This window comes from Tardiphaga sp. 709, assembly GCF_032401055.1.
GTDB lineage: Bacteria > Pseudomonadota > Alphaproteobacteria > Rhizobiales > Xanthobacteraceae > Tardiphaga.
Window position 1 is genome coordinate 4639490 of sequence record NZ_CP135529.1, and the last position, 20992, is coordinate 4660481.

The 20992-nt window shown below is 61.3% G+C and carries 22 protein-coding genes, 1 tRNA gene and 1 pseudogene; 11 read left to right on the forward strand and 13 right to left on the reverse strand.

Annotated features, from left to right (window positions below; genetic code table 11):
• The first annotated feature begins 11 nt into the window (after positions 1-11).
• A complete protein-coding gene (locus RSO67_RS22505; protein WP_315840647.1) occupies positions 12-767 on the forward strand; it encodes an SOS response-associated peptidase in 756 nt (251 codons plus the stop codon).
• 1 nt (position 768) lies between these two features.
• On the opposite strand, the gene RSO67_RS22510 is transcribed toward RSO67_RS22505, so the two are convergent.
• The 3 genes from RSO67_RS22510 to RSO67_RS22520 are packed head-to-tail and all read right to left on the reverse strand — an operon-like array spanning position 769 to position 3686.
• On the reverse strand, positions 769-1197 hold the full coding sequence (locus RSO67_RS22510) for a GNAT family acetyltransferase (protein WP_315840648.1): 429 nt from the start codon (positions 1195-1197) through the stop codon (positions 769-771).
• On the reverse strand, positions 1194-2651 hold the full coding sequence (locus tag RSO67_RS22515; RefSeq protein WP_315840649.1) for an FAD-binding oxidoreductase: 1458 nt from the start codon (positions 2649-2651) through the stop codon (positions 1194-1196). Before RSO67_RS22515 ends, RSO67_RS22510 begins: the two co-directional genes overlap by 4 nt.
• 51 nt (positions 2652-2702) lie before the next feature.
• Positions 2703-3686: an L-threonylcarbamoyladenylate synthase gene (locus RSO67_RS22520; protein WP_315840650.1), complete on the reverse strand. Its 984-nt coding sequence runs from the start codon at positions 3684-3686 to the stop codon at positions 2703-2705.
• Positions 3687-3779: 93 nt separating this feature from the next.
• Here RSO67_RS22520 and RSO67_RS22525 point away from each other — a divergent pair.
• Positions 3780-3856, forward strand: a tRNA-Pro gene (locus tag RSO67_RS22525).
• A gap of 107 nt (positions 3857-3963) precedes the next feature.
• Here RSO67_RS22525 and RSO67_RS22530 read toward each other — a convergent pair.
• The 3 genes and pseudogenes from RSO67_RS22530 to RSO67_RS22540 all read right to left on the reverse strand — a co-directional run bounded on the left by RSO67_RS22530 (position 3964) and on the right by RSO67_RS22540 (position 5845).
• Positions 3964-4497 (reverse strand): FadR/GntR family transcriptional regulator, encoded by a 534-nt coding sequence (locus tag RSO67_RS22530; protein WP_315844335.1) that lies wholly within the window; start codon positions 4495-4497, stop codon positions 3964-3966.
• A gap of 3 nt (positions 4498-4500) precedes the next feature.
• Positions 4501-4692: pseudogene (locus tag RSO67_RS22535) on the reverse strand (FadR/GntR family transcriptional regulator); the annotation flags it as partial.
• A 142-nt stretch (positions 4693-4834) separates the two neighbouring features.
• Positions 4835-5845: a Gfo/Idh/MocA family oxidoreductase gene (locus tag RSO67_RS22540; protein ID WP_315840651.1), complete on the reverse strand. Its 1011-nt coding sequence runs from the start codon at positions 5843-5845 to the stop codon at positions 4835-4837.
• Positions 5846-6099: 254 nt separating this feature from the next.
• Here RSO67_RS22540 and RSO67_RS22545 point away from each other — a divergent pair, with 254 nt between their 5' ends.
• The 6 genes from RSO67_RS22545 to RSO67_RS22570 all read left to right on the forward strand — a co-directional run bounded on the left by RSO67_RS22545 (position 6100) and on the right by RSO67_RS22570 (position 11805).
• Complete coding sequence (locus tag RSO67_RS22545) at positions 6100-7263, forward strand: ABC transporter substrate-binding protein (protein ID WP_315840652.1); 1164 nt, start codon at positions 6100-6102, stop codon at positions 7261-7263.
• 100 nt (positions 7264-7363) lie between these two features.
• Positions 7364-8419, forward strand: a complete 1056-nt coding sequence (locus RSO67_RS22550; RefSeq protein WP_410001768.1) for an ABC transporter ATP-binding protein — start codon at positions 7364-7366, stop codon at positions 8417-8419.
• 11 nt (positions 8420-8430) lie between these two features.
• Positions 8431-9315, forward strand: coding sequence for a sugar ABC transporter permease (locus RSO67_RS22555; protein ID WP_315840654.1), 885 nt, complete (start codon positions 8431-8433; stop codon positions 9313-9315).
• A gap of 21 nt (positions 9316-9336) precedes the next feature.
• Positions 9337-10137: an ABC transporter permease gene (locus RSO67_RS22560; RefSeq protein ID WP_244628390.1), complete on the forward strand. Its 801-nt coding sequence runs from the start codon at positions 9337-9339 to the stop codon at positions 10135-10137.
• Positions 10138-10472: 335 nt separating this feature from the next.
• Positions 10473-10739, forward strand: a complete 267-nt coding sequence (locus RSO67_RS22565) for a hypothetical protein (protein WP_315840655.1) — start codon at positions 10473-10475, stop codon at positions 10737-10739.
• A 238-nt stretch (positions 10740-10977) separates the two neighbouring features.
• Positions 10978-11805, forward strand: a complete 828-nt coding sequence (locus tag RSO67_RS22570; RefSeq protein WP_315840656.1) for an NAD-dependent protein deacetylase — start codon at positions 10978-10980, stop codon at positions 11803-11805.
• Positions 11806-11821: 16 nt separating this feature from the next.
• On the opposite strand, the gene RSO67_RS22575 is transcribed toward RSO67_RS22570, so the two are convergent.
• A complete protein-coding gene (locus RSO67_RS22575) occupies positions 11822-12043 on the reverse strand; it encodes a hypothetical protein (RefSeq protein ID WP_315840657.1) in 222 nt (73 codons plus the stop codon).
• A gap of 320 nt (positions 12044-12363) precedes the next feature.
• Here RSO67_RS22575 and RSO67_RS22580 point away from each other — a divergent pair, with 320 nt between their 5' ends.
• Positions 12364-13242 (forward strand): UPF0104 family protein, encoded by an 879-nt coding sequence (locus RSO67_RS22580; protein ID WP_315840658.1) that lies wholly within the window; start codon positions 12364-12366, stop codon positions 13240-13242.
• Between the two features lies 1 nt (position 13243).
• Here the strand turns inward: RSO67_RS22580 and RSO67_RS22585 are convergent, their stop codons facing one another.
• On the reverse strand, positions 13244-13936 hold the full coding sequence (locus RSO67_RS22585; RefSeq protein WP_315840659.1) for a class I SAM-dependent methyltransferase: 693 nt from the start codon (positions 13934-13936) through the stop codon (positions 13244-13246).
• 169 nt (positions 13937-14105) lie between these two features.
• Between RSO67_RS22585 and RSO67_RS22590 the strand changes: the two genes are divergently transcribed.
• Positions 14106-15314, forward strand: coding sequence for a BtaA family protein (locus RSO67_RS22590; protein WP_315840660.1), 1209 nt, complete (start codon positions 14106-14108; stop codon positions 15312-15314).
• A gap of 191 nt (positions 15315-15505) precedes the next feature.
• On the opposite strand, the gene RSO67_RS22595 is transcribed toward RSO67_RS22590, so the two are convergent.
• From RSO67_RS22595 to RSO67_RS22615, 5 genes are all read right to left on the reverse strand, one after another.
• A complete protein-coding gene (locus RSO67_RS22595) occupies positions 15506-16213 on the reverse strand; it encodes an ABC transporter ATP-binding protein (protein ID WP_089262171.1) in 708 nt (235 codons plus the stop codon).
• Entirely contained in the window at positions 16200-16943 is a 744-nt protein-coding gene (locus RSO67_RS22600) for an ABC transporter ATP-binding protein (protein WP_093759498.1), read from the reverse strand. Before RSO67_RS22600 ends, RSO67_RS22595 begins: the two co-directional genes overlap by 14 nt.
• Positions 16940-17869 carry a branched-chain amino acid ABC transporter permease gene (locus RSO67_RS22605; protein WP_315840661.1) on the reverse strand — a complete coding sequence of 310 codons (930 nt, stop codon included), beginning with the start codon at positions 17867-17869 and terminating at the stop codon, positions 16940-16942. The genes RSO67_RS22600 and RSO67_RS22605 overlap by 4 nt, the downstream gene beginning before the upstream one ends.
• A 1-nt stretch (position 17870) precedes the next feature.
• Positions 17871-18725 (reverse strand): branched-chain amino acid ABC transporter permease, encoded by an 855-nt coding sequence (locus tag RSO67_RS22610; protein ID WP_068733337.1) that lies wholly within the window; start codon positions 18723-18725, stop codon positions 17871-17873.
• A gap of 128 nt (positions 18726-18853) precedes the next feature.
• Positions 18854-20077, reverse strand: coding sequence for an ABC transporter substrate-binding protein (locus RSO67_RS22615; RefSeq protein ID WP_315840662.1), 1224 nt, complete (start codon positions 20075-20077; stop codon positions 18854-18856).
• A 266-nt stretch (positions 20078-20343) separates the two neighbouring features.
• Between RSO67_RS22615 and RSO67_RS22620 the strand changes: the two genes are divergently transcribed.
• On the forward strand, positions 20344-20781 hold the full coding sequence (locus RSO67_RS22620) for a VOC family protein (protein WP_315840663.1): 438 nt from the start codon (positions 20344-20346) through the stop codon (positions 20779-20781).
• Positions 20782-20992 lie beyond the last annotated feature (211 nt).

The window sequence follows — 20992 nt, forward strand, 5'->3', positions numbered from 1 at the left end:
GCGGATCGAGAATGTGCGGGCGGTTTGTCATTACATCAGCGCCGGAAGCGTTACGGCAGGTATTCAGTTATATCGAGCAACCGAATTTTCCTGCGAGGTACAATATTGCGCCGACGCAGCCGGTTCCTGTTGTCATCGTTGAAAACGGATCCCGGCATTTCCGTCTGATGCGATGGGGCCTTTTGCCCTCCTGGGTCAAGGACCCGCGGAAGTTTACACTTCTGATTAATGCACGCGCCGAGACGGTGCAAGAAAAGCCGGCCTTCAAAAACGCGATTCGCCGCCGCCGCTGTCTGATTCCGGCCGATGGCTATTACGAATGGCAAAACCGTGGTGAACGCAAACAACCGTATTTTATCCACCCAGGTGCAGGCGGGCCGATGGGCTTTGCGGGCCTGGCCGAAACCTGGATGGGACCGAACGGCGAAGAAGTCGACACGGTTGCGCTCATCACCGCAGAAGCCAGCACGGGCATGTCCGTACTGCACCATCGCGTACCCGTGACGATCGCACCCGATCATTTCGGCCAGTGGCTCGATTGCAGTTCGGATAGCGCGTCCGACGTGATGACGATGCTCGCTGCGCCCGCGGACGGTACCTTCGCCTGGCACCCGGTGGCGATGGCCGTCAACAAGGTGGCCAATGACGATGCGCAACTGATCCTGCCGATCTCGGCGGAAGAGGCCGCTGTAGAGCAGGTGAAGCCGACGAGGGTGCCGCGCAAGGTCGCGGTGGCCGAGGACGACGGGCAGGGATCGTTGTTCTAGTTCACGGCGTCAGTGGCCGCCCATCGAGCCACTTGGCATAGATCACGCGCTTCTGTTCACCGTAGCCGAGCGACTCGTAGAATGCCTGCACCTTGGTGTTATCCGAGCGCACCATGAGCTGCATCTTCTCGATGCCGCGCTCGCGCAGCCAGTCTTCGGCTGCGCTCATGATGCCGCGGCCGAAATCCTGGCGCTGGTGGTCGGGATCGACCGAGACGTAATAGACCCAGCCGCGATGGCCATCATGGCCGACCAGCACGGAGGCGACGATGGTCCTTCCCCTGCGACCGACCAGGACATCGGCATTGGTGCCTGCGCGCGCCAGCCTGATATCGGCCTCCGGATCGTTCCAGGGCCGGACCAGTCCGCAGCGCAGCCAGAGCTGAACGACCGCTTGAATGTCGGTGTCGACGAGCCGGGCAACTTTCAATGTTGCACCGGCAGCAGCACTTTGCCCGGATTGAGAATGTTCAGCGGATCCAGCATCGCCTTCAGGCTGCGCATCAGTTCGATGGCGACGGGGTCCTTCACCGAGGGCAGCTCAGCCGCCTTCATCTGGCCGATGCCATGTTCGGCGGAGATCGAACCGCCCATGCGCAGTACGACGTCGAAGACGACTTCGTTGACGTCGTGCCAGCGCGCAAGGAATTTCTCGCGGCCGTCGCTGTCGCCGAGCGTTTCCTTGGGCTGCGTGACATTGTAGTGGATGTTGCCGTCGCCGAGATGACCGAACGGCACCGGGCGTGCACCGGGCATCAGCTTCACGACGGCCGCATTGGCTTCGGCGATGAAGGCGGGCACGGAAGCGACCGGCACCGAGATATCGTGCTTGATCGATCCGCCTTCCGGTTTCTGCGCCGGCGAGATTTCCTCGCGCAGTTTCCAGAACGCCTGACGGTGGGCGATATTCTCGGCGATCACGGCGTCATCCACGATGCCGTCTTCAAAGCCGCGTTCGAGGATCGCCTCCAATGTCGCGCGGGCATCGTCGCGTCCCGACGACAATTCCATCAGTACATACCAGGCGTGCTTGCTGGAGAGCGGGTCGCGAATGCCGATACCGTGGCGGACGCTGAAATCCACAGCGATATCGGCGATCAGTTCGAAACTGGTGAGACTGCCGGCGGCCTCAGAACGGGAGATGCTGAGCAGCTTCAGCGCATCGTCCGGCGACTTCAGGCCGACAAAGGCGGTCTCGACCGCGCGCGGCTTCGGAAACAGTTTCAGCGTTGCCGCGGTGATGATGCCGAGCGAGCCTTCGGCGCCGATGAAGATGTTGCGCAGGTCGTAACCGGTATTGTCCTTCTTCAGCTTGGACAGGCCATTGAGAATGCGGCCATCGGCCAGTACGACTTCGAGGCCGAGCGCCATTTCGCGCGCGACGCCATAGGCGAGGGCGGTGGTGCCGCCGGCATTACTGGAGAGATTGCCGCCGATGGTGCAGCTGCCTTCGGAGCCCAGCGACAGCGGAAACAGCCGATCGGCTTCCGCGGCACGCTGCTGCGCGACCTGCAGCACGAGGCCGGCTTCCACCGTCATCGTATTGGACGAAGTGTCCAGATCGCGCACCTTGTCCATCCGGCGCATCGACAGCACGACTTCACCGCCATAGGGCGTCTGGCCACCGACGAGCCCAGTATTGCCGCCTTGCGGCACCAGTGCGGTGCGCGTCTCGGTGGCGAGCTTGCAGATCGCGGCGACTTCGGCGGTGGAGCCCGGGCGCAGCACCAGCGGCGAGGTGCCGAAGAACAGGTTGCGATCCTCGGTGACGTATTGATGCACGTCGGCCTGATCGGTGATGGCGTATTTGTCGCCGACGATGGCCCGGAAGCGCGCAATGGTTTCGGGGGAGAGCGTGGGCGGCTTCGGTTGGACGATATTCATAACTATTCCCTTGGATATTTTCTTGGCGCGTTTCTTGGTCTCGCGTTCGCGTTACACGGCCGCGCGGCGCAACCGGTCATTGATGGCTTCGCCGAGCCCGTGGTTCGGCACCGGCATTACCGCGATGCCGCTCGCGCCTTTAGCGTCGAGCGCGCGAAGATAGCCGAAAAGATTGGTGGCGGCTTCCCCGAGATCACCCTGTTCAGACAAATTCAGGACAGCCGCGGCGGTCTCGATGCCGGGCAGCGGGACCGATCCGAAGGCCAGTAGCGCCTCGCCGGGATTCACGGCCTCGGCCAGCAGCCGCACCCGCGTCCGTGGCGCATAATGCGAGGCCAGCATGCCTGGCGCCAGCGGCTGGTTTGTATCGCTTGCGGGGTCGTCCGGCGGGCTCGCCAGCGGCTGGCCGAGCACCCGTTCGATCGCCTCGCGCGGCAGGCCACCGGGGCGGAGCAGCATCGGCGTGTCGAAACAACCGACGATGGTGGATTCAATGCCCACTTCAACCGGCCCGCCATCGAGAATCATGTCGATCCGGCCATCCAGATCGCTCAGCACATGGGCTGCGGTGGTCGGCGAGACATGCCCGGAGATATTGGCCGATGGCGCCACCACGGCACCGCCAAAGGCCTGCAGGAGCGCGTTGGCCACGGGATGGGCCGGCACACGAATGGCAATTGTGTCGAGGCCGGCGGTGGCCAGATCGGCCACCGGGCAGTCCGCCGCCTTGGGCAGCACCAGCGTCAGCGGCCCCGGCCAGAACGCCTCGGCAAGCGCCAGCGCGGGCGCATCGAATCGGGCGATGTGCCGGGCAGCGGCGAGATCGGCCACGTGGGCGATCAGCGGATTGAACGACGGCCGGCCCTTGGCCTCATAGATCCCCGCCACAGCCCGCGGATTGGCCGCATCGGCGCCGAGCCCGTAGACCGTCTCGGTCGGGAACGCCAGCAGCCCGCCGGCGCGCAGGCAGCCCGCCGCCTCCGCAATATGGGCGGCGTCGGCGGGGCTCATCCGGGTGGTCAGGCCTAAGGCCATGCAGGGCAGATCCTTGTCTTCAAAATTGGTCAGGCTTCTTTACCGGGGTTCTTGCAGGATGCGAAACCCAAGGCTATAAGCCGCGCTCTTAGTCGGAGTGTGGCTCAGCCCGGTAGAGCACTGCGTTCGGGACGCAGGGGTCGCAGGTTCGAATCCTGCCACTCCGACCATGATTTCAACGACTTAGCGTCATTTTACGGCGCCGCCATCTGGCAAGAATCTCCCGATTTTCATCTGAGAACAACCACCCGGGCGCGCGAGCCGCTGCGGTGCGCAGCTATCCGCCTTCAAAAACGCGCTTGCGGGCATTCTCGATATGCGACCGCATGGCTTCGCGAGCTCCGGCTTCGTCTCTGGAGGCGATCGCATCGAGCACGGCCCGGTGCTCTTCCTGCCCACGCAGAAGTCGGTCGCGAGGCTGGATCAGGGAGAGGTTTCGATTGAGCGTGATACCCACGCTCACCTGAGACTGGATCGCGGCGAGGGTCGCGGCGAAGAAGCGGTTGCCGGTGGCCTCTGCGACCGAACGGTGGAACGCGATGTCTTCCTCCACGCCCAGTGCGGCATCTGCGATCACTTGATCAAGCGCCGCGATTGCGTCGCGGATCCGGCGCAGACCTTCCGGGTCGTGATCGCGCGCGGCAAGCGCGGCGGCTTCTCCTTCGATGCCGATCCGAAATACGAAGCAGCGCTGGATGTCGGCAATGCTTCCAACAGGAGCGTAGTTGTAAACGTCTGCCGCGGGACGTCGCATCACGAACGAGCCGGCGCCCTGCCGCGATGCGACGACGCCGTCATCGCGCAGCCGCATCAGCGCTTCACGGACGACCGGGCGCGAAACGCCAAGCTGATCTGCCAGGCGTGTCTCGGGAGGAAGCCGCGAATTGACCGGATAGATTCCGACCGTGATCTGGCTGAGGACATGATCGTAGACGCGGTCGCTGAGCTTTCCCGTCACAGCCGGGCGCTCCGGAATGATGTCGTCCCGTTTGACCGTTGAGCCCATGTTCACCCCGTCCTTGCTCCGAACATGCTCCAGTCTTTGGCAACATTACATCTTTTTGACAAGTTGGTGCACTGCCGCTGACAATCCGGGATTGCGGCGCTCGCCAAACTGCTTAGGCGCGAGCGGCCGTGAGGGCGTCCGGTCAAGCGCGGACGGCGGCGTCTGACAGCCAGGCTTCGATCAGCCGCTGCACGTGAAGGGCGGAGCGCACGCTATTGGATGGCTCGCGTCGTTGTTCGATTGCATCCAGCATCTCGGTGATCACGCCCCGATGCGGGCCGTGATCGAATGCCATCGGATCGGCGCCTCCGCCGCCCGATTGCGCGGTCCCGACCGTCTCTGGCGGGCCTTCGTGGCGATGGATGGCCAACTGGAACGTCTCGAGATAGGCCGAGCCGCGCGTGCCGGCGATTTCGATGCGCTCCGGATAGCCGGGCCGCGCAACGCTGGTGGCATCGAGCACGCCGATGGCACCGCTCCGGAAACGCACGGCCGCCGCGGTCACGTCTTCAGTATCGATCGTTCGGAGCGGCGAGGTCGATGCAAAACCGGCGACGTCCCTGTGGGGCCCTACGAAATGCAGAAGCAGATCGAGCGTATGGATGGCTTGCGTGAGCAACACGCCGCCGCCATCGCGAGCCTTCATGCCGCGGCCTGGTTGACGGAAATAGGCGTCATCACGCCACCAGCGGATCGATGCACTCGCTGACAGGATGTCGCCCAGATCTCCCTGATTCAGAACCGCCTTCAGACGTAGTGCTGCGGGACGAAAGCGATGTTGCAGGCACACGCCGCACCGCACGCCGGCAGCCTCCGTGACGGCCGCGAGCTCCTCACCCCTGGCAACCGATATCTCGACGGGCTTCTCCACCAGAATGTGCTTCCCTGCTGCGGCTACGGCCTGCACGGTCGCCAGATGCGTTCCAGGGGGCGTCAGTATCAGGACGAGATCGAGATCGGAGCGCGACAGCAAATCCTCTTGGCTGTCGAAAATCGGAACGCCCCACTGCTGTGAAAACGCTGACCGCCGGTCCGCTGACGGCGCAAATCCGCCGACGATTGTGATCCGTCCCTGCGCCTGCAGTTCAAGCAACGAAAGAATATGCGGCTTCACCGCCATTCCTAGCCCAATCAGGCCGACTCCAATTGGCATGCGTCTCTCCCGATGGCCGACCTTCTCAAGGCGCCGACGTGTCGGCTCTCAGGTCGGTTATGACGTCACAGATTGATATGCGAACGAGCAAGACGGGCAAGGTGCGACATCGCGACATCAGCAAGTCCTGCTCATGATCGGCCGATTGCGATCTCCCAATGCTTGACAGATGTCGTCCAACTCGTCGATGCTGTGTTTACAAATAAATGACAACCGCGCGCGACGCGGGTGCATATGCCAGGGAGGAATCGGAAATGCGGATCTGTCCGAATGCATTATTGCGCCCGTTTACCGGCGCCGTGGCTGTCCTCGCCGTAACGGCTTTCGCTGGTGAACCTCTGAAGGCCGCCGAGCCCATCGTTCTCTCGATCATCGATACCGGGGGCGATCTCGCATCGACCCAGGTCATCATCGAGAACTACAAGAAGGCCAATCCCGACAAGATCAAGGAGATCAGGATTCAGCGCGCGCCGGCGCCGGAGTTGCCGGCCAAGATCAAGGCTCAGCAGGATGCCGGACGGCTGGACATCAACCTTGTGCTGACCGGACAGGACGGCGGCGCGTTTCTCGCGGCCAACAACCAGTTGATCAAGATTCCTGACTTCGAGAAGCAGTTTCCGCGCGATGAGATGACGCCTGCCGGCAAGGCGCTGTACGACGAAGGCCGCGATTACATGGTGCCGTCGGTGGGCAACGCCGGCGGGCCGGTGTTCGTCTACAATCCAAGCAAGGTCCCCAACCCGCCGAAAACCGCCGAGGAATTGCTGGCCTGGGCGAAAGCAAATCCGGGTCGGCTGATGTATGCGCGGCCGGCAAATAGCGGACCGGGCCGGTCGATCGTGCTCGGTATGGCGCACATTCTGAATGACTCAAAGCCACTTGATCCCGACAAAGGGTGGGACAAGACTTGGGCCTATCTGAAGGAGCTTGGGCAGTACGTCGAATACTATCCGACGGGCACCGCGATCACATTGAAGGAATTCGCCCAGGGGCAACGTTGGATGATTGCCGGCATCATGGAATGGGACATGAAGCCCCGTGCCCAAAGCGTCATCCCGCCGGACTCCAAGATCACCATCCTTCAGAACACGACCTTCGTGGTCGACGGGCATTACTGGTGCATCCCCACAGGCGTGCCGAAAGAGCAGGTCGACGTCATTCTCGACCTCATGAAGTTCATGCGCCGGCCCGAGCAGCAGGTCCTTTCGTGGCCGGGCTTCATTGGGCCGACGATCACCGCGGCCACCATGGAAAAGGCGCCCAAGGAGATCCAGGAACTGGTGAAGGAGTTCTGGCGGCCCGAATACGACGAAGTCGGAACCAAGTGGAAAGTATCCCCGCCGCTCGGCGTGAAGGAATTGAGCTACGCGATGGATCGTTGGGACCGGGAAGTGGGCGCAAACCAGGTCAAGAAGTAATCAATTCGATGAGCGTGCGGGTCCGCATGTAACGGACCCGCCGGTGGCTTTGTTGCTTCTTACTCAGAAACGGGACGACATGAACGGGCCGGGAGATAGGTTGGACTCGCTGAGGCTTGGAATCACCAAGCGCTATGGCAACAAGACCGTGCTGGACAACCTCGAGCTCGATATCCGAAAGGGCGAGTTCGTCACCTTCCTCGGACCGAGCGGATGCGGAAAGTCGACGGCCTTGTCGATCGTCGCTGGCCTGATTGCGGCGACCGAGGGCGAGATCAGGCTCAATGGAGCGCGGGTCGATCATCTGCCGCCCGAGAAGCGCGCGTTCGGAATGGTGTTCCAAAATTACGCGCTGTTTCCACACATGACGGTCTTCGACAACGTTTCGTTCGGGCTCACCTTGAAACCATTGTCCAAGGATGAGATCAAGAAGCGCACCGATGCGATGCTCAAACTGGTCCAATTGACCGGCTATGAGGAGCGCTATCCTGGCCAGCTATCCGGCGGTCAGCAGCAACGCGTTGCGATTGCGCGGGCCCTCGTGTTGCATCCGCGCCTGATGCTGTTCGACGAGCCGCTATCAAATCTCGATGCCAAGCTGAGGGTCGAGATGCGGGCGGAGATCAAGCAGATCCACGCCGCGCTGGGACTGACGTCGATCTACGTGACTCACGACCAGGCCGAAGCGCTGTCGCTGTCGGACAGGATCGTGGTGCTGCGCAATGGCGTCCTGATGCAGTCGGGCACGCCACAGGAAATCCACGACCGGCCGAAGAATGTCTTCGTGGCGGACTTCATGGGCTTCCGGAATTTCTTCAAGGTCAGGATCGCGTCAGTGTCCAACGGAATCGCCGAAGGTGTCGGCGACGGAATCCGGATTCGGGCGCGGGCAGGGGCCGATGTGCGAGCGGATACCGACATGGTCATGGCGATCCGCCCGGACGATATCCGGGCGGGCGGTGAAGTGGTTTCCGGTGCCGAAGATGTTAGTGGCCGTGTCGAAGTGGTCGAGTATCTCGGTCGGGAACAGGAAGCCGCCATACGCATCAATGACAACACGCGGGTCTGGTTACGCACCGCCGAGGCGATACGAACCGCCGACACGATTGGCCTTCAGTTTCCGATCGACAAGGTCGTCTTGCTTCCTGCGGAATAGGCGAGAAAATAATGCGCGCCGTAGCCAACGATGAGAAGAGCGAATTCGACGCGCTGGCATTCCTCTGTTTGCTGCCGTCCTTGCTCTACGTTCTCTGCATGTTCGTCTATCCGTTTCTGTATGGTGTCTATCTCAGCCTTCAGCCGCAAAAGGTTGGCGGCTTCAGCCTCGCGAACTATCTCACCTTCTTCAGCGATCCCTATCAGTATGGTACGATCTGGATCACCTTCAGTCTGGCGATCCCCACCACGATCGTTGTTCTTCTGCTCGCTCTTTGGCTGGCTTACGGCATGCGTCGCGGCATTTTCATGGAGCGCACCGTGACCACGATCCTGATCATGCCTATTTCGCTTGGCGTGATCCTGCTGTCGGAAGGTATCTTGGGTTTCTATGGTTCGCAGGGTTGGTTCAATCAGGTCCTTCTCGGATTAGGGCTTATCAAAGAGCCGTTCATTCTGACCCATAACTATGCTGGCGTTATGCTGGCGTTGTTCATGCAGCAGTTTCCGTTCTGCTTCCTGATGCTGCTGGGATACATATCCGGAATCGATCCCAGCCTTGAACGCTCGGCGCGGATGCTTGGTGCGACACCTTCGATCGTCTTCCGGCGCGTGATGCTGCCGCTCATTGCGCCCGGTCTGGCCATCGCATTCGCGCTGGTATTCGTGATGAGCTTCGCGGTCTTTCCCTCCGCCATCATGCTCGGGCAGCCGGCGGGCACCACGCGCACAATTTCTATTGCGGCCTATCAGAAGGCCTTCGAACAATATGACATGTCGGCTGCTTCCGCGATTGCAGTGGTTATGGGCCTGTGTCAGTTGGCAGCGCTGCTGGTCATCATCCTGTTCCGTCGACGGTTATCGCCGGCAGCGACGATGGGCGTCGGAAAGAGATAGGGCTGCACAATGCGAAGCAGAATGTGGAAGCTCTCGCTCTATCTGTTCATTGTGGGTTTCATCCTCAACATGCTTGGGATCGTGTCCCATGTTGTCGTGAGCTCGTTTGCCAAGCGTTGGTTCGGCGGCCTGCTGCCGCCGGCCTATACGACGGACTGGTTCGCTTACGCATGGAAGAATTTCGATCTGGGGCAGGTGTTGGGCGTCACGCTGCTGATCGTGGTTGTCGTTGTCTTCCTTGCATTGGCCATTGGATTTCCGGCCGCTTACATTCTTGCGCGACGAAATTTCCGATTCAAATCGGTCATTCTGTTGCTGTATTTTCTGCCGCTGGTGATCCCGCAGATGACCTACGGGATCCCGCTGGCAACCACTCTCTACCGATACGGGGTCGGCGGATCCGTTGTCGGCGTGATTCTGGCAGTGCTGGTGCCGATGGTTCCGTTGGCCGTCTTCGTGTTGATGCCATTTTTCGAGCAGATCAGCGTCAATCTGGAATGGAGCGGGTCAATGCTTGGCGCAAGCCGGGCTCAGATTTTCAGGCGGATTCTGTTTCCCCTGATGGTACCGGGAATACTGACCGCCGGCGTCCTTGTGCTGGTCAACACGATATCGAATTTCGAGCTCGCATTTCTCCTTGGCGGCGGTGGATCGCAGACGCTCGTCGTCGCGTTATTCTACAACATGTTTGCCGGTGGTGTTCGCCCCGTCTATTCCATCGATGCTATGGCCGTGATCTACATGGTGATGGTCATGACGCTGCTTCTGATCGCATTGCGGTTCGTACGCCCGACGCAGATGGTGTTCAAGCTCGACAAGTAAATTCATATTTGAGGCTGCGCGTGGTTGGTCATCGCCAGGGTTGGCTCATGGAGCAAGGCGGACAGGGACCACCTGCCGAAGTGTGGCGTCGGACCTAGTAACTGGCATCGACTTTTGTTGCGATCTTGAACCTGCCGTTCGAGGCGTGCAGATGTATGGAACGTTGAACAGTCCGATGACGAGCAGCCGGTTGGGTTCTCGTTGGCATACCGGTTCATGGGCATCAGCGCGGTCCTAGGGGCGCCTATTTTCAAATTGAAATTCGGGACCTTGCGGATACTTTGTATTTTGCGCCATATCGGCTTGGACTTCATCCGCTAACCGACGGGGTAACGGTGCAGATCATCTTCGCGCCGATCACTTTGACAGCTGATGCGCCTGGTCAAACCCCGACGGGTGATCGGAAGCTGTTGTCGGTTGTTTCGGCGCTGAGATGGATTCAGCGCTACGTCGGATCTGAAACCCGCGCGTCCCCTCAATGGATTGATGTCGTCAACAGGCTAACTGCTGCGAGCGAAGATCCGGTCAGCACTGTTGACGCTAGGAATGCACTTCACGATGCAATGGTCGCCTATGGTTGGGCCAAGCGGAGCATCCATTGATTTCGTTTCGGCAAGGGGCCGCGTGTGTCAGCCGCCGACATAGATATTGCCAGTATGACGGTTAAGCACCTTGTCTCCACTCATGAACAAACTGGTTCATCCGCTCGCCAGCGATATTCGACGCCGTGGCGTGATCCCGCGTGGTGGACTCGCCGAATTCCGTCCCCACATATGCAGTGCCAGGTGCCGCGTCCGTGGCGGTTTGGCATAATCTGCCGCCGAGAGATAAACGTTCCCTATGACCCCACCCAATGTTCTCCGCGACTTCGTCGATCGCCATCAACGTCTGTTTGTCCTGACCGGCGCCGGTTGCAGCACCAATTCGGGCATTCCCGATTATCGCGACACTGACGGCAACTGGAAGCGCACGCAGCGTGTGACCTTTCAGGCCTTCATGGGCGAGGAACTGACGCGGCAGCGTTATTGGGCGCGCAGTCTCATTGGCTGGCGGCGATTTGGCCAGGCGCGGCCTAACGATGCGCATCACGCATTGGCGTGTCTCGAGCAGATCGGCAAATGCGAGGTTCTGCTCACGCAGAATGTCGATCGGTTGCATCAGGCCGCTGGCAGCAAGAAGGTCATCGACCTTCACGGCCGGCTCGACCTCGTTCGCTGCATGGGATGTGAACGCCGGATCCAGCGCGATGAATTCCAGCACGAGATGGGGCGCTTGAACGCAGGATGGCTCGACCTTGATGCGGCCGTTGCGCCCGATGGCGATGCCGATCTGGAGGGCGTCAACTTCGCATCCTTTGTCGTGCCGGCCTGTGAGATCTGCGGCGGCATCCTCAAGCCGGATGTCGTGTTCTTCGGCGAGAACGTGCCGCGCGAATTCGTCGATGCTGCGCTCGGCCACCTGCAGAAGGCCGATGCCATGCTGATCGCCGGTTCGTCTTTGATGGTCTATTCCGGCTTTCGCTTCGTGCAAGCGGCGGTGCGCGCGGAGATTCCGATTGCCGCGGTGAACCTCGGCCGCACGCGCGCCGACGAGTTTCTCAGCTTCAAAGTTGAAGACCGCTGCGAGGACGCGCTCGCATTTCTACTTCAGCGGGCGGATGCGCCCTAACGGCGAAAGCCTCGGTTCAGGCCGCCAGATCCCACAGTCGCGGACAGCCGCGCAGAACCACGGCGCGGCCCATCGGCGTCAGGGCGGGATCGGTGTCCGATAGCGCGACTAGTCCCATCGCAACCAGCTGATCGAGAACGTAACGGTTCAGCTTGGCCGGTGGCAGGATCGCGGGGCGAAGCATCCGCAATGTGTCCCACTGGTTTTCGGTGAGCTGATATTCGGTCTCGGTCGACATGGTGTCCTGCTTGGATGAATCAGTGCATTCAGTGCGTATGGCTTACGGAACCCGCATGACCTTGATGCGACATGGCGGGGGCGAAATCTGGAAATCACCGGATTGTTGGGCGGCGCCAAAACGCTGCTTTTGCGCAGCTGTCACATGGACGTGCAACAGAACGCGCGAATACATGCGCGAATCACGGCGTGCTCAGACCTAATGAAAAGTAGAACAATGTGCCACCCGCATTGAAAAATATCATGCAGCTGATGCGTACGCGCCTCAGCTGGAGGTGGCTTGGCGCGCTCCTTAGCATAGCAATTGCTACGATTGCGTTTATGGCGCTGACCAAGGCGCTCAAGGGCGTGGATTTCGCCCACGTGCTGTCTGCCATGCACATGGTACCGCCAGGCAGCATCGCGCTCTCGCTGGTGTTGGTGGCGATCTCCTATGGCAGCCTGACGCTGTATGACTGGCTGGCGCTGCAGATGATCGGGCGGGGGGACATTCCCTTCAGGATTGCAGCGCTGGCCAATTTCACCAGCTATCCGATCTCGCACGGAACCGGCGCCGTGCTGCTGGTGTCATCGGCCGTGCGCTACCGGATCTATGCGCCGCATGGCGTCGGTCCTGCCGGCGTCGCCCGCATCTGCTTTCTGACAGGTCTGACCTTCTGGCTCGGCAATCTCACCGCACTGGCGCTCAGCACCCTGCACGAGCCCGGCGCCATCAGCCGAATCGATCAGCTCTCGCCCGAGATCAACCGCTTCATCGCGGTGGCAATTCTGGTGGGCATCGTCGCTTATGTCGCTTGGACGTGGAACGGTATGCGGACACTCGGCGGTCGCACCTGGTCGGTGCCGGTGCCGAGCGGGCGCAACGTGTTCTTTCAGATCGGCATCGGGCTCGTCGATCTCGGCGCGGCAGCTCTGGCGATGTATGTGCTGATCCCCGAGACGATGGATGTCGGCGTCGCGCAGGTGATCGTCGTCTTCATCGCCGCCACGCTGTTGGGATTCGCCAGCCATGCACCCGCCGGCATCGGTGTGTTCGATGCGACGATCCTGGTCGGGCTCGGCGGCGAACATACCGAACAGCTACTGGCTGTGCTGCTGCTGTTCCGGCTGTTCTATCACCTGATCCCATTCGTGCTGTCGCTGACGCTGTTCGGCGCCGTCGAAGCCTACCGGAATGTGAATAGACGCAAGCTCGCCTGAATTATATCGGCAGCGTCAGCACCGCGGACTGCGCGTAGCCGCGGAACGGGCGATTGAAATCGAGATTGGCGTGGTGACGCTCGGCGAGTGTCTTCAGCACGTCGAGAAGCTCGCGGCGCGGCGTCACGTCGAACAGCGTCAGCCAGCGCAATAGCAGCTTGCTCGCGATCTTTGGCAACCGCTCCTGATGGCCGAAATCGACAATATGCAGTTGCCCGCCGGGCTTGAGCTGCGAGACGGCGTGATCGAGCACATCCTGCCAGCTCGGGATCATCGACAGGCTGTAGGAAATCATGACGTGATCGAATGACGGAACGGCGAAAATGCGTGCCGGATCGAAGTTCGTCGCATCGCCATGGGCGACGCGGACGGTATCCGTGAGGTCGTTGCGTGCAATGGACGCGATGGCCGTGGTCAGCATCTCGGTCGAAATATCGATGCCGTAGAATACCGCTTGCGGATATCTGCGGGCAGCCTGAACGAGATTGCGGCCGGTACCGCAGCCGATCTCCAGCACCGTCGCGCGCGGCGCGGGCGCCAGTTCGGCGATGAGCTGATCGCGGCCGAGCAGATAGTACCGGCGCGTCGCGTCATAGATGAAGCGCTGCCAGCGATACATCCTGTTCATGCGATGGGTGGCTTCGTTTGACCACGCGGGCTGACCGCCGTCTTCGTATTCGGAGACAATCGTCATGGCGTACCTCATCGCATCCGGATAAGCGATCCATTTCATCGCAACACGACAGCGGTGTGACAGTGGTTTCGTAGCGGGAAGCGGCCGAAATTTAGAATGACTGTCGCAAAACCGCAGTCTGCGCTTGATAAAAATTTCAGATTGTCGATTCGAAGGGTCCAAGAAGCCGATGAATACGCATCTGATCGCCGACGCCGTTCGCAATAGCCGTGGTCGCGAGGAAACGACGATTTGGGACAGGCTGTTCGCCTTCTGGTTCCGTCGGCTGGTCTATACCCAGATCTGGGAAGATCCTGAGGCGGACATGGCGGCGCTGAAACTGGCGCCCGGTTCGACGATTGTTACCATCTCCAGCGGCGGCTGTAATGCGCTGTCCTATCTCTCGGCGAAGCCAGAGCATGTCTATGCGGTCGATCTGAATGAAGCGCATCTGTCGCTGCTGAAGCTGAAGCTCGCAGGCCTGCGCGCACTGCCGAACTATCAGGATTTCTGGAAATTCTTCGGCGAAGGCGCATCCGATAGCAATGTGGGCCTCTATCGCGAGCGGCTGCGGCCGTTGCTCGATGCCGAAGCGCGCGGCTATTGGGACGAGCGCGATATTCAGGGCCGCCCGCGTTACGGTTACTTCAGCGACGGCTTCTACCGTCACGGCGCGCTCGGCCGCTTCATCGGCTTTGCGCATACCCTGGCGAAACTTGCCCGGATCGATCTCAAGGCGCTGCTGCATGACGACAAGCAGTCGCCGGCACGCAAGCGCGCGCTGGAACGCCTGCACTGGCTGTTTCATTCGCGGCTGGCCCGTCTGATGACGAAGACACCGGCTCTGCTGTTCAGTCTCGGCATCCCGCCGCAGCAGCGCACGCTGCTGGGCGGCAACCAGCCGCTCAACGAAGTGCTGCACCAACGTTTGCTGGCCCTGGTCGACGTGCATCCGAACGCCAACAACTATTTCGCCTGGCAGGCGCTGAGCCGCAGCTATGTCGGCCCCGGCGATAAGTGCCTGCCGCTGTATCTGCAGCAGAGCCGTTACGCGGACACCGCCAGCCGCGCCGCTCTGGTCACGCCGGTGCATGCCAATCTGCGTGTGTTCCTAGAGAGCCTTCCGGCTCGCCAGATCGACGCGGTTGTGCTCTTGGATTCGCAGGACTGGATGGCGCCGGATGAAATCCGTGCGCTGTGGGACGCGATCGACCGCGCCGGCAAGGACGGCATCCGGGTGATCTTCCGCACCGCCGGCGCCGAGTCGCCGCTGGACGATCCGGAACATGCATCGCTGCGCGAGACGTGGCAGCGCGATGAGGCGCGCAGCGCCCAAGGTCTGGCTGCGGATCGTTCGGGCATCTATGGCGGGTTTCATCTGTACACGCGGAAGGCGTAAGCGCGTTGCTGTCTTAACCTCTCCCCGATTGCGGGAGAGGTCGACTGTAACGCGCAAAGCGCGTGGAAGTCGGGTGAGGGGGAGCCGGTGTTTTACTCGCTGGCTCCCCCTCACCCGAAGCCTCGCTGGCGCTCGGCTCCGACCTCTCCCCGCAAGCGGGGCGAGGTAAGAAGGTCGCGGGCACGTGAACGTCACACCCCCAGATAAATCTGCTGGATATACTTGTCTCCGGCAATCTCTGCGGACGTCCCCTCACGGATCGTTCGCCCATGCTCCAGCACATAGACCCGATCTGCGATCCGCAACGTCGATGTCGCGTCCTGTTCGACGATCAAAATCGCGGTGCCGTCTCTCCTGATCTGCTGGATCGAGTCGAAGATTAGCCCCTTCAGTCGCGGCGCGATGCCGACCGAGGGCTCGTCCAGCAGCAGCAGTTCCGGGCGGCCCATGAGCGCGCGGCCGATGGCGACCATCTGCTGCTCGCCACCAGACAGTGTGCTCGATTGTTGCCATTGCCGCTCGCGCAGCACCGGGAACAGCGTGAAGACGCGCTCCAGGTCTTTCTCGACGTCGGCATTGTTCTTGCGGAGGTAAGCCCCGAGCTGCAGGTTCTTCAGCACCGACAATTCCGAGAACAGTTTTCGCCCCTCGGGACAGTGGCAAATGCCCTTGGCGACGACGTTATATGGCTCGATCGGATGCAGCGACGCATCCTTGAAGTTCAACGTGCCCTGCGAGGCGATGCTGCGCGAGATGGCCTTCAGCAGCGTGGTCTTGCCGGCGCCGTTGGGGCCGAGCACGCCAATGAGTTCACCCTTCTCGACCCTGATCGAGACGGACTCGATGGCCAGCGCCTTGCCGTAGCTGACCTTGAGATCGGCGACTTCAAGCAGAGGCATGGGCTTCCTCCGTCTTGCCGATATAGGCTTCGATCACCTTCTCGTTCTTCACGATTTCTTCCGGTGGGCCGACGGCGATGATCTCGCCGAAATTCATCGCAATGACGCGCGATACCAGTGCCATGAACTCGCGCAGCTTGTGTTCGATCAGCAAAATAGTGAGGTTCTCCTCGCGATGCAGCCTGCGGATCAGCTGCGCCAGTTGCTCGATCTCGCTGCTGCCAAGCCCTGCGAAGGGCTCGTCCAGCAGCAGCAGGTCCGGCCGCGTCGCCAATGCGCGCGCGATCTCGAGCCGTCGCAGGTCCCCGTATGGCAGCGTCTCCACCGGCTCCTTGTCACGGCCGCCGAGGCCGACCTGTCCCAGCAGATAGCTGGCGCGCGCTTCCTTGTCCTTGTCCTCACTGGCGCGCGGCGACATGCAGGCCACCAGCACGTTCTCCAGCAGGTTCATACCGACGAATGGCCGGGTGAGCTGGAAGGTGCGGGCCATGCCGCGATTGACCACCTTGTAGGGGGCGAGTTCTCGGACGAGATCGCCGTTGAAATGGATCGTGCCTGATGTCGGCTGCATGAAGCCGGTGAGGATGTTGAACAATGTCGTCTTGCCGGCGCCGTTGGGGCCGAGGATGCCGGTGAACTCGCCTTTCTTCAGCGTAAAACTCGCATTCTTCACGGCGGTGAGGCCGCCGAAGCGCTTGGTCACGCCGTTGACTTCGAGCAGGTCGGTCATCGCAGGCGCTCCGTCAGCCGGCGCCAGAGCGGCGCGATCAGTCCATTGGGCAGGAAGAACAGGATCAGCATCAGGGTCAGTGTGTAGATCCAGAGGCGGTATTCGCCGAAGCCGCGCAGCATCTCGGTGAGCAGCGTCAGCAGGATCGCGGCCACGGCGGCGCCATAGATCGAGCCGATACCGCCGACATAGACCATGATGATGACCGTGATGGAAACGACGACCGAGAACAGTGGGGGCGACACCTGCAGCTGGTAATGCGCATAGAGCGCGCCGCCCAGACCGGCGAAACCGGCCGAGATCATCAGCGACACGATCTTGTAGAAGGTGACATTGATGCCCGCTGCCTGGCAGGTCGCCTCGTCGCCGCGAATCGCGCGCAGCAGGAGTCCCCAATGCGACCGCGCCAGCAACGTCAGCGTGATCACTGCGGCTACGAGAATCGCCAGCACGAACCAGTAGTAATGCAGCGGATTCTTCATCAAGGGATCAAGGCCGTAGATGCCTTCCTCGCCGCCGGTATATTCCCAGAAGATCAGACACAGCCGCTGCAGGATCGCCGACGCGGACAGCATCGCCAGCGCGAAATATGGCCCACGCAACCGCAATGTCGGGAAGCCGACCAGCAGGCTGAAGGCGATGGCGATCACCACGCCGAGCGGCAGGCTGACCCACGGGTTTGTCGACCAGATCGAGGACAGGAAGCCGGCGGTATAGGCGCCGGCGCCGATGAACAGCGAGTGGCCGAAGTTCTCGCGCCCGGTGAGGCCGGACATGAAGTCCCAGCTCGAAGCCCAGATGCCGTAGATCACGCAGACCGTGAGCACGCCGGTGAGATAGTTGCTGGCGGCGAACATGGGCAGGAGCGCGAGAAAGGCGACGACGAGGATGCCGCCTGCGATGTCGATGGGGGCAATGCGTTTCATGTCAGAATGCCGCCCGTCGCCCGAGGAGTCCTGACGGGCGTATCATCAGCGTGACGACGACCGCGACCAGCGACACCAGCTCCGTCCATGATGTCGAAATCAGATAGGCGACGATGGTCTCGGAATAGCCGAGGATCAGCGACGCGATGATGCTGCCGGGGATCGAGCCGAGGCCGCCGACGATGACGATGGCAAAGGCCTTCACCATCGGCAGCAGGCCCATGGTGGGCTGCACCGTGAGGAAGGGCGACACCAGCACGCCGGCAAGCGCCGCGGTACCGGCGGAGATCGCCATCACGATGGAGAAAATGCGGTTGGTCGGGATGCCCATATATTGCGCGGCTTCCGGATCCTGCGATACCGCGAGGATGGCCGCGCCGAGGCGCGTGCGCTGGATGAACAGCCAGAGGCCGAGCAGCACGAGGACACCGGCGACAAGGGCGAGCAGGCGCTGGCCGGAGATATCGACGCCGCCGATCGAGAGCTTGTCAGCCACGAAGGAAGGTACGTTGCGATATTCGGAGCCGAAGGTGATGAACAGCGCCTGTTCGACCGCGAGTGAGACCGCGAGGGTAATCATTAGTACTGCAAGCTGCGACGAGCGCAGCGGACGGACCAGAAAACGCTCCATCACCACGCCGAAGCCGGCGACGATCAATACCGCCAGCGGCGCTGCGATGAAGAGCGGAACGCCGAGCAGCGAGGTGAGGACATAGGCCGCATAGGCGCCGAGTGCGTAGAACGAGCCATGGGCGAGATTGAGGATGCGGGCGACGCCGAAGATCAGGGTGAAACCAACGGCCAGCATCGCATAGATGGCGCTGGAGACCGCGCCGTAGATCAGAATCTGAAGCATGAGAACCCGCTGTTGAAGACCGGACGGCGGAGGGCGAACTTCTTCGGGCTCGCTTCTCCCGTTTTCCGGCCGGCGAGGGATCGCCGGCCGCGCGGTTACGCTGCGGTCAGATGACCGCCATCAACAAATCAGTTGCTCATCCAGGGCGGCGCGATCATCGGGCCGGTTGCGGCTTCCTTCGGCCAGACCACGACGCGGGCGCCGTCCTTCTGCCACTGCACGAACAACAGGTTCTGCAGTCCCGGGCCGGTCTTCACGTCGTGCACTTCGTCGAACACCAGCTTGCCGGCGATGCCGACATGGTCGGTCTTCTCCAGCTCCTTGATGACAGCATCGGGCTCGATGGAGTTGGCGCGCTTCACGGCATCGGCATAGACATAAACGGCGTCATAGGCGCCGATGCCGGTATAGACAGGTGCGGTGCCGAAGCGCTTCACGAATTCATCCCAGAACGGAATGGTCTTTGGGGTCAGCGGAGCGCGGATGGCGAACATGCCGACGGTTTCGGCATTGGCCTTGCCGCTGACGCGGGTGAAGAAGTCGGCGTCCTGGCTCTTCACGTCGATGCCGCCGATCGGAATCGGCACCTGCGCGTCATGCCACTGCTTGACGAAGATGTCCGAGGAGGCGTGCGACAGGATCACGATCAGATACTGTGCGCCGGAATTCTTCACCTTGGCGAAGAGCGGCGAGAAATCCGAGGTCGAGGTGTCGAAGAACTCGGCCAGCGTCACGTCGGTGCCGCCGTCGGTGGCGCCCTTCTTCAGGATCGGCACGAGATCCTGCACCCATTTCGCGTTCTCCCCGACGATGGCGATCTTCTTCAGGCCCATTTCGCCTTTCAGCTTGCCGTTGATGAAGTCGACCAACGCGCGCGCCTGATGCGCCGCGTTGATGGGGAAGGCGCGGAAGATGTATTTGTAGTTCTCATAGTCGGTTTTCACCTTTGCGGTGATGGCAGGCGACGCTGCGCCGACGCCGAGATAGATCGTCTTGGCGCTGGAGATGTGCGGCAGCTGGGCCAGCGTCACGCCCGACGTGTAGCCACCGATCAGCACGTTGACCTTGTCGTCGGCGGTGAGCTTCTTGATTGCAGCGATGCCCTGTTCGGGATTCTCAGTCTCGTCAGCGACAACCATTTCGAGCTTGCGGCCGAGCAACCCGCCCTTGGCATTGATCTCTTCGATGGCCAGCTTAGCGGCGTTCTGGGTGTCGCGGCCGACCTGCAACTGGACCGACGTCGGAATGCCGATCTTGATCGGCGCTTGCTGGGCAGATGCTGGAGTAGTGGAAGCAAGGGCGCCAGCAACAATCATACTCGCAGCCGCAAGCGGCCTCAGAAATGAGTCCATGGTGTCTCTCCCTAGAGGCATCTGGGTCGTTGCCCGATGCTTTTTTGTGTGACGTCAGACTGCCAAGTGCCGCGAGAGCAAGTCAAGGAAGATTGCGCGCAGCAACACTGTGTCGCGGATTAAATTGCGAGCATTCACAACGTGTACTTCTGTTGCGTTGCGATGACGCGCAGGCGCAATGTGCCCTGCAGTTGTAGACGCGCAGCTAGCTGTGCGAGGCTTGACGCCGATGGATCATCTCGCGGGATGAACATGGAGAAGCCGGGATGGATGAACAGGGTGCAGGCACCAAGTCAGCCTTTCAAGCCATTCGCGCCATCGACTACACGGTCATCTTCGTCCGCGATATGGACGCGATGCGGCACTTCTACGAGACGGTGCTCGGCTTTTCGCTGCAGCGCGTACTGTCGTCCGACTGGATAGAATTTAGCATCGGCGGCAACACGTTAGCCCTGGCCATACCAAGCCGCACCGCGTCGGATCGTCCGGTCCCGGTTGGCAGTGCAGCACTTCAGCTCGCCTTCAAGGTTTCCGTGGCGGAGGTCGATGCGTGTGCCGAGGAATTGATGCGGAAAGGTATCGGCCTCGTGTCGTCGCCGACCGATCAGGCCTTTGGACATCGCACCCTGTTCTTTCGCGATCCCGACGGGAATTTGCTGGAGGTGTTCGCTGATATCCAGGTGCCACCGACGCTCTGCACGTGATCGGACGCACGCAGTCGCAGCATGACGCCGGTCGCATGATGCGTAACGGCTGCGCCTTTGGTGGTCAGGATTGTCGGCCAAGGGGTGGGACCGCCGACGCAGGTAATAACGGCGGTCCCGTGCCGTGCATTGAAATTCGGGGCTGGAAAGCGACTTCCGCGCCCCACTGCGCGACGTGATCGACGCTATCCCAGCCGGGTTTTGTCGCAAC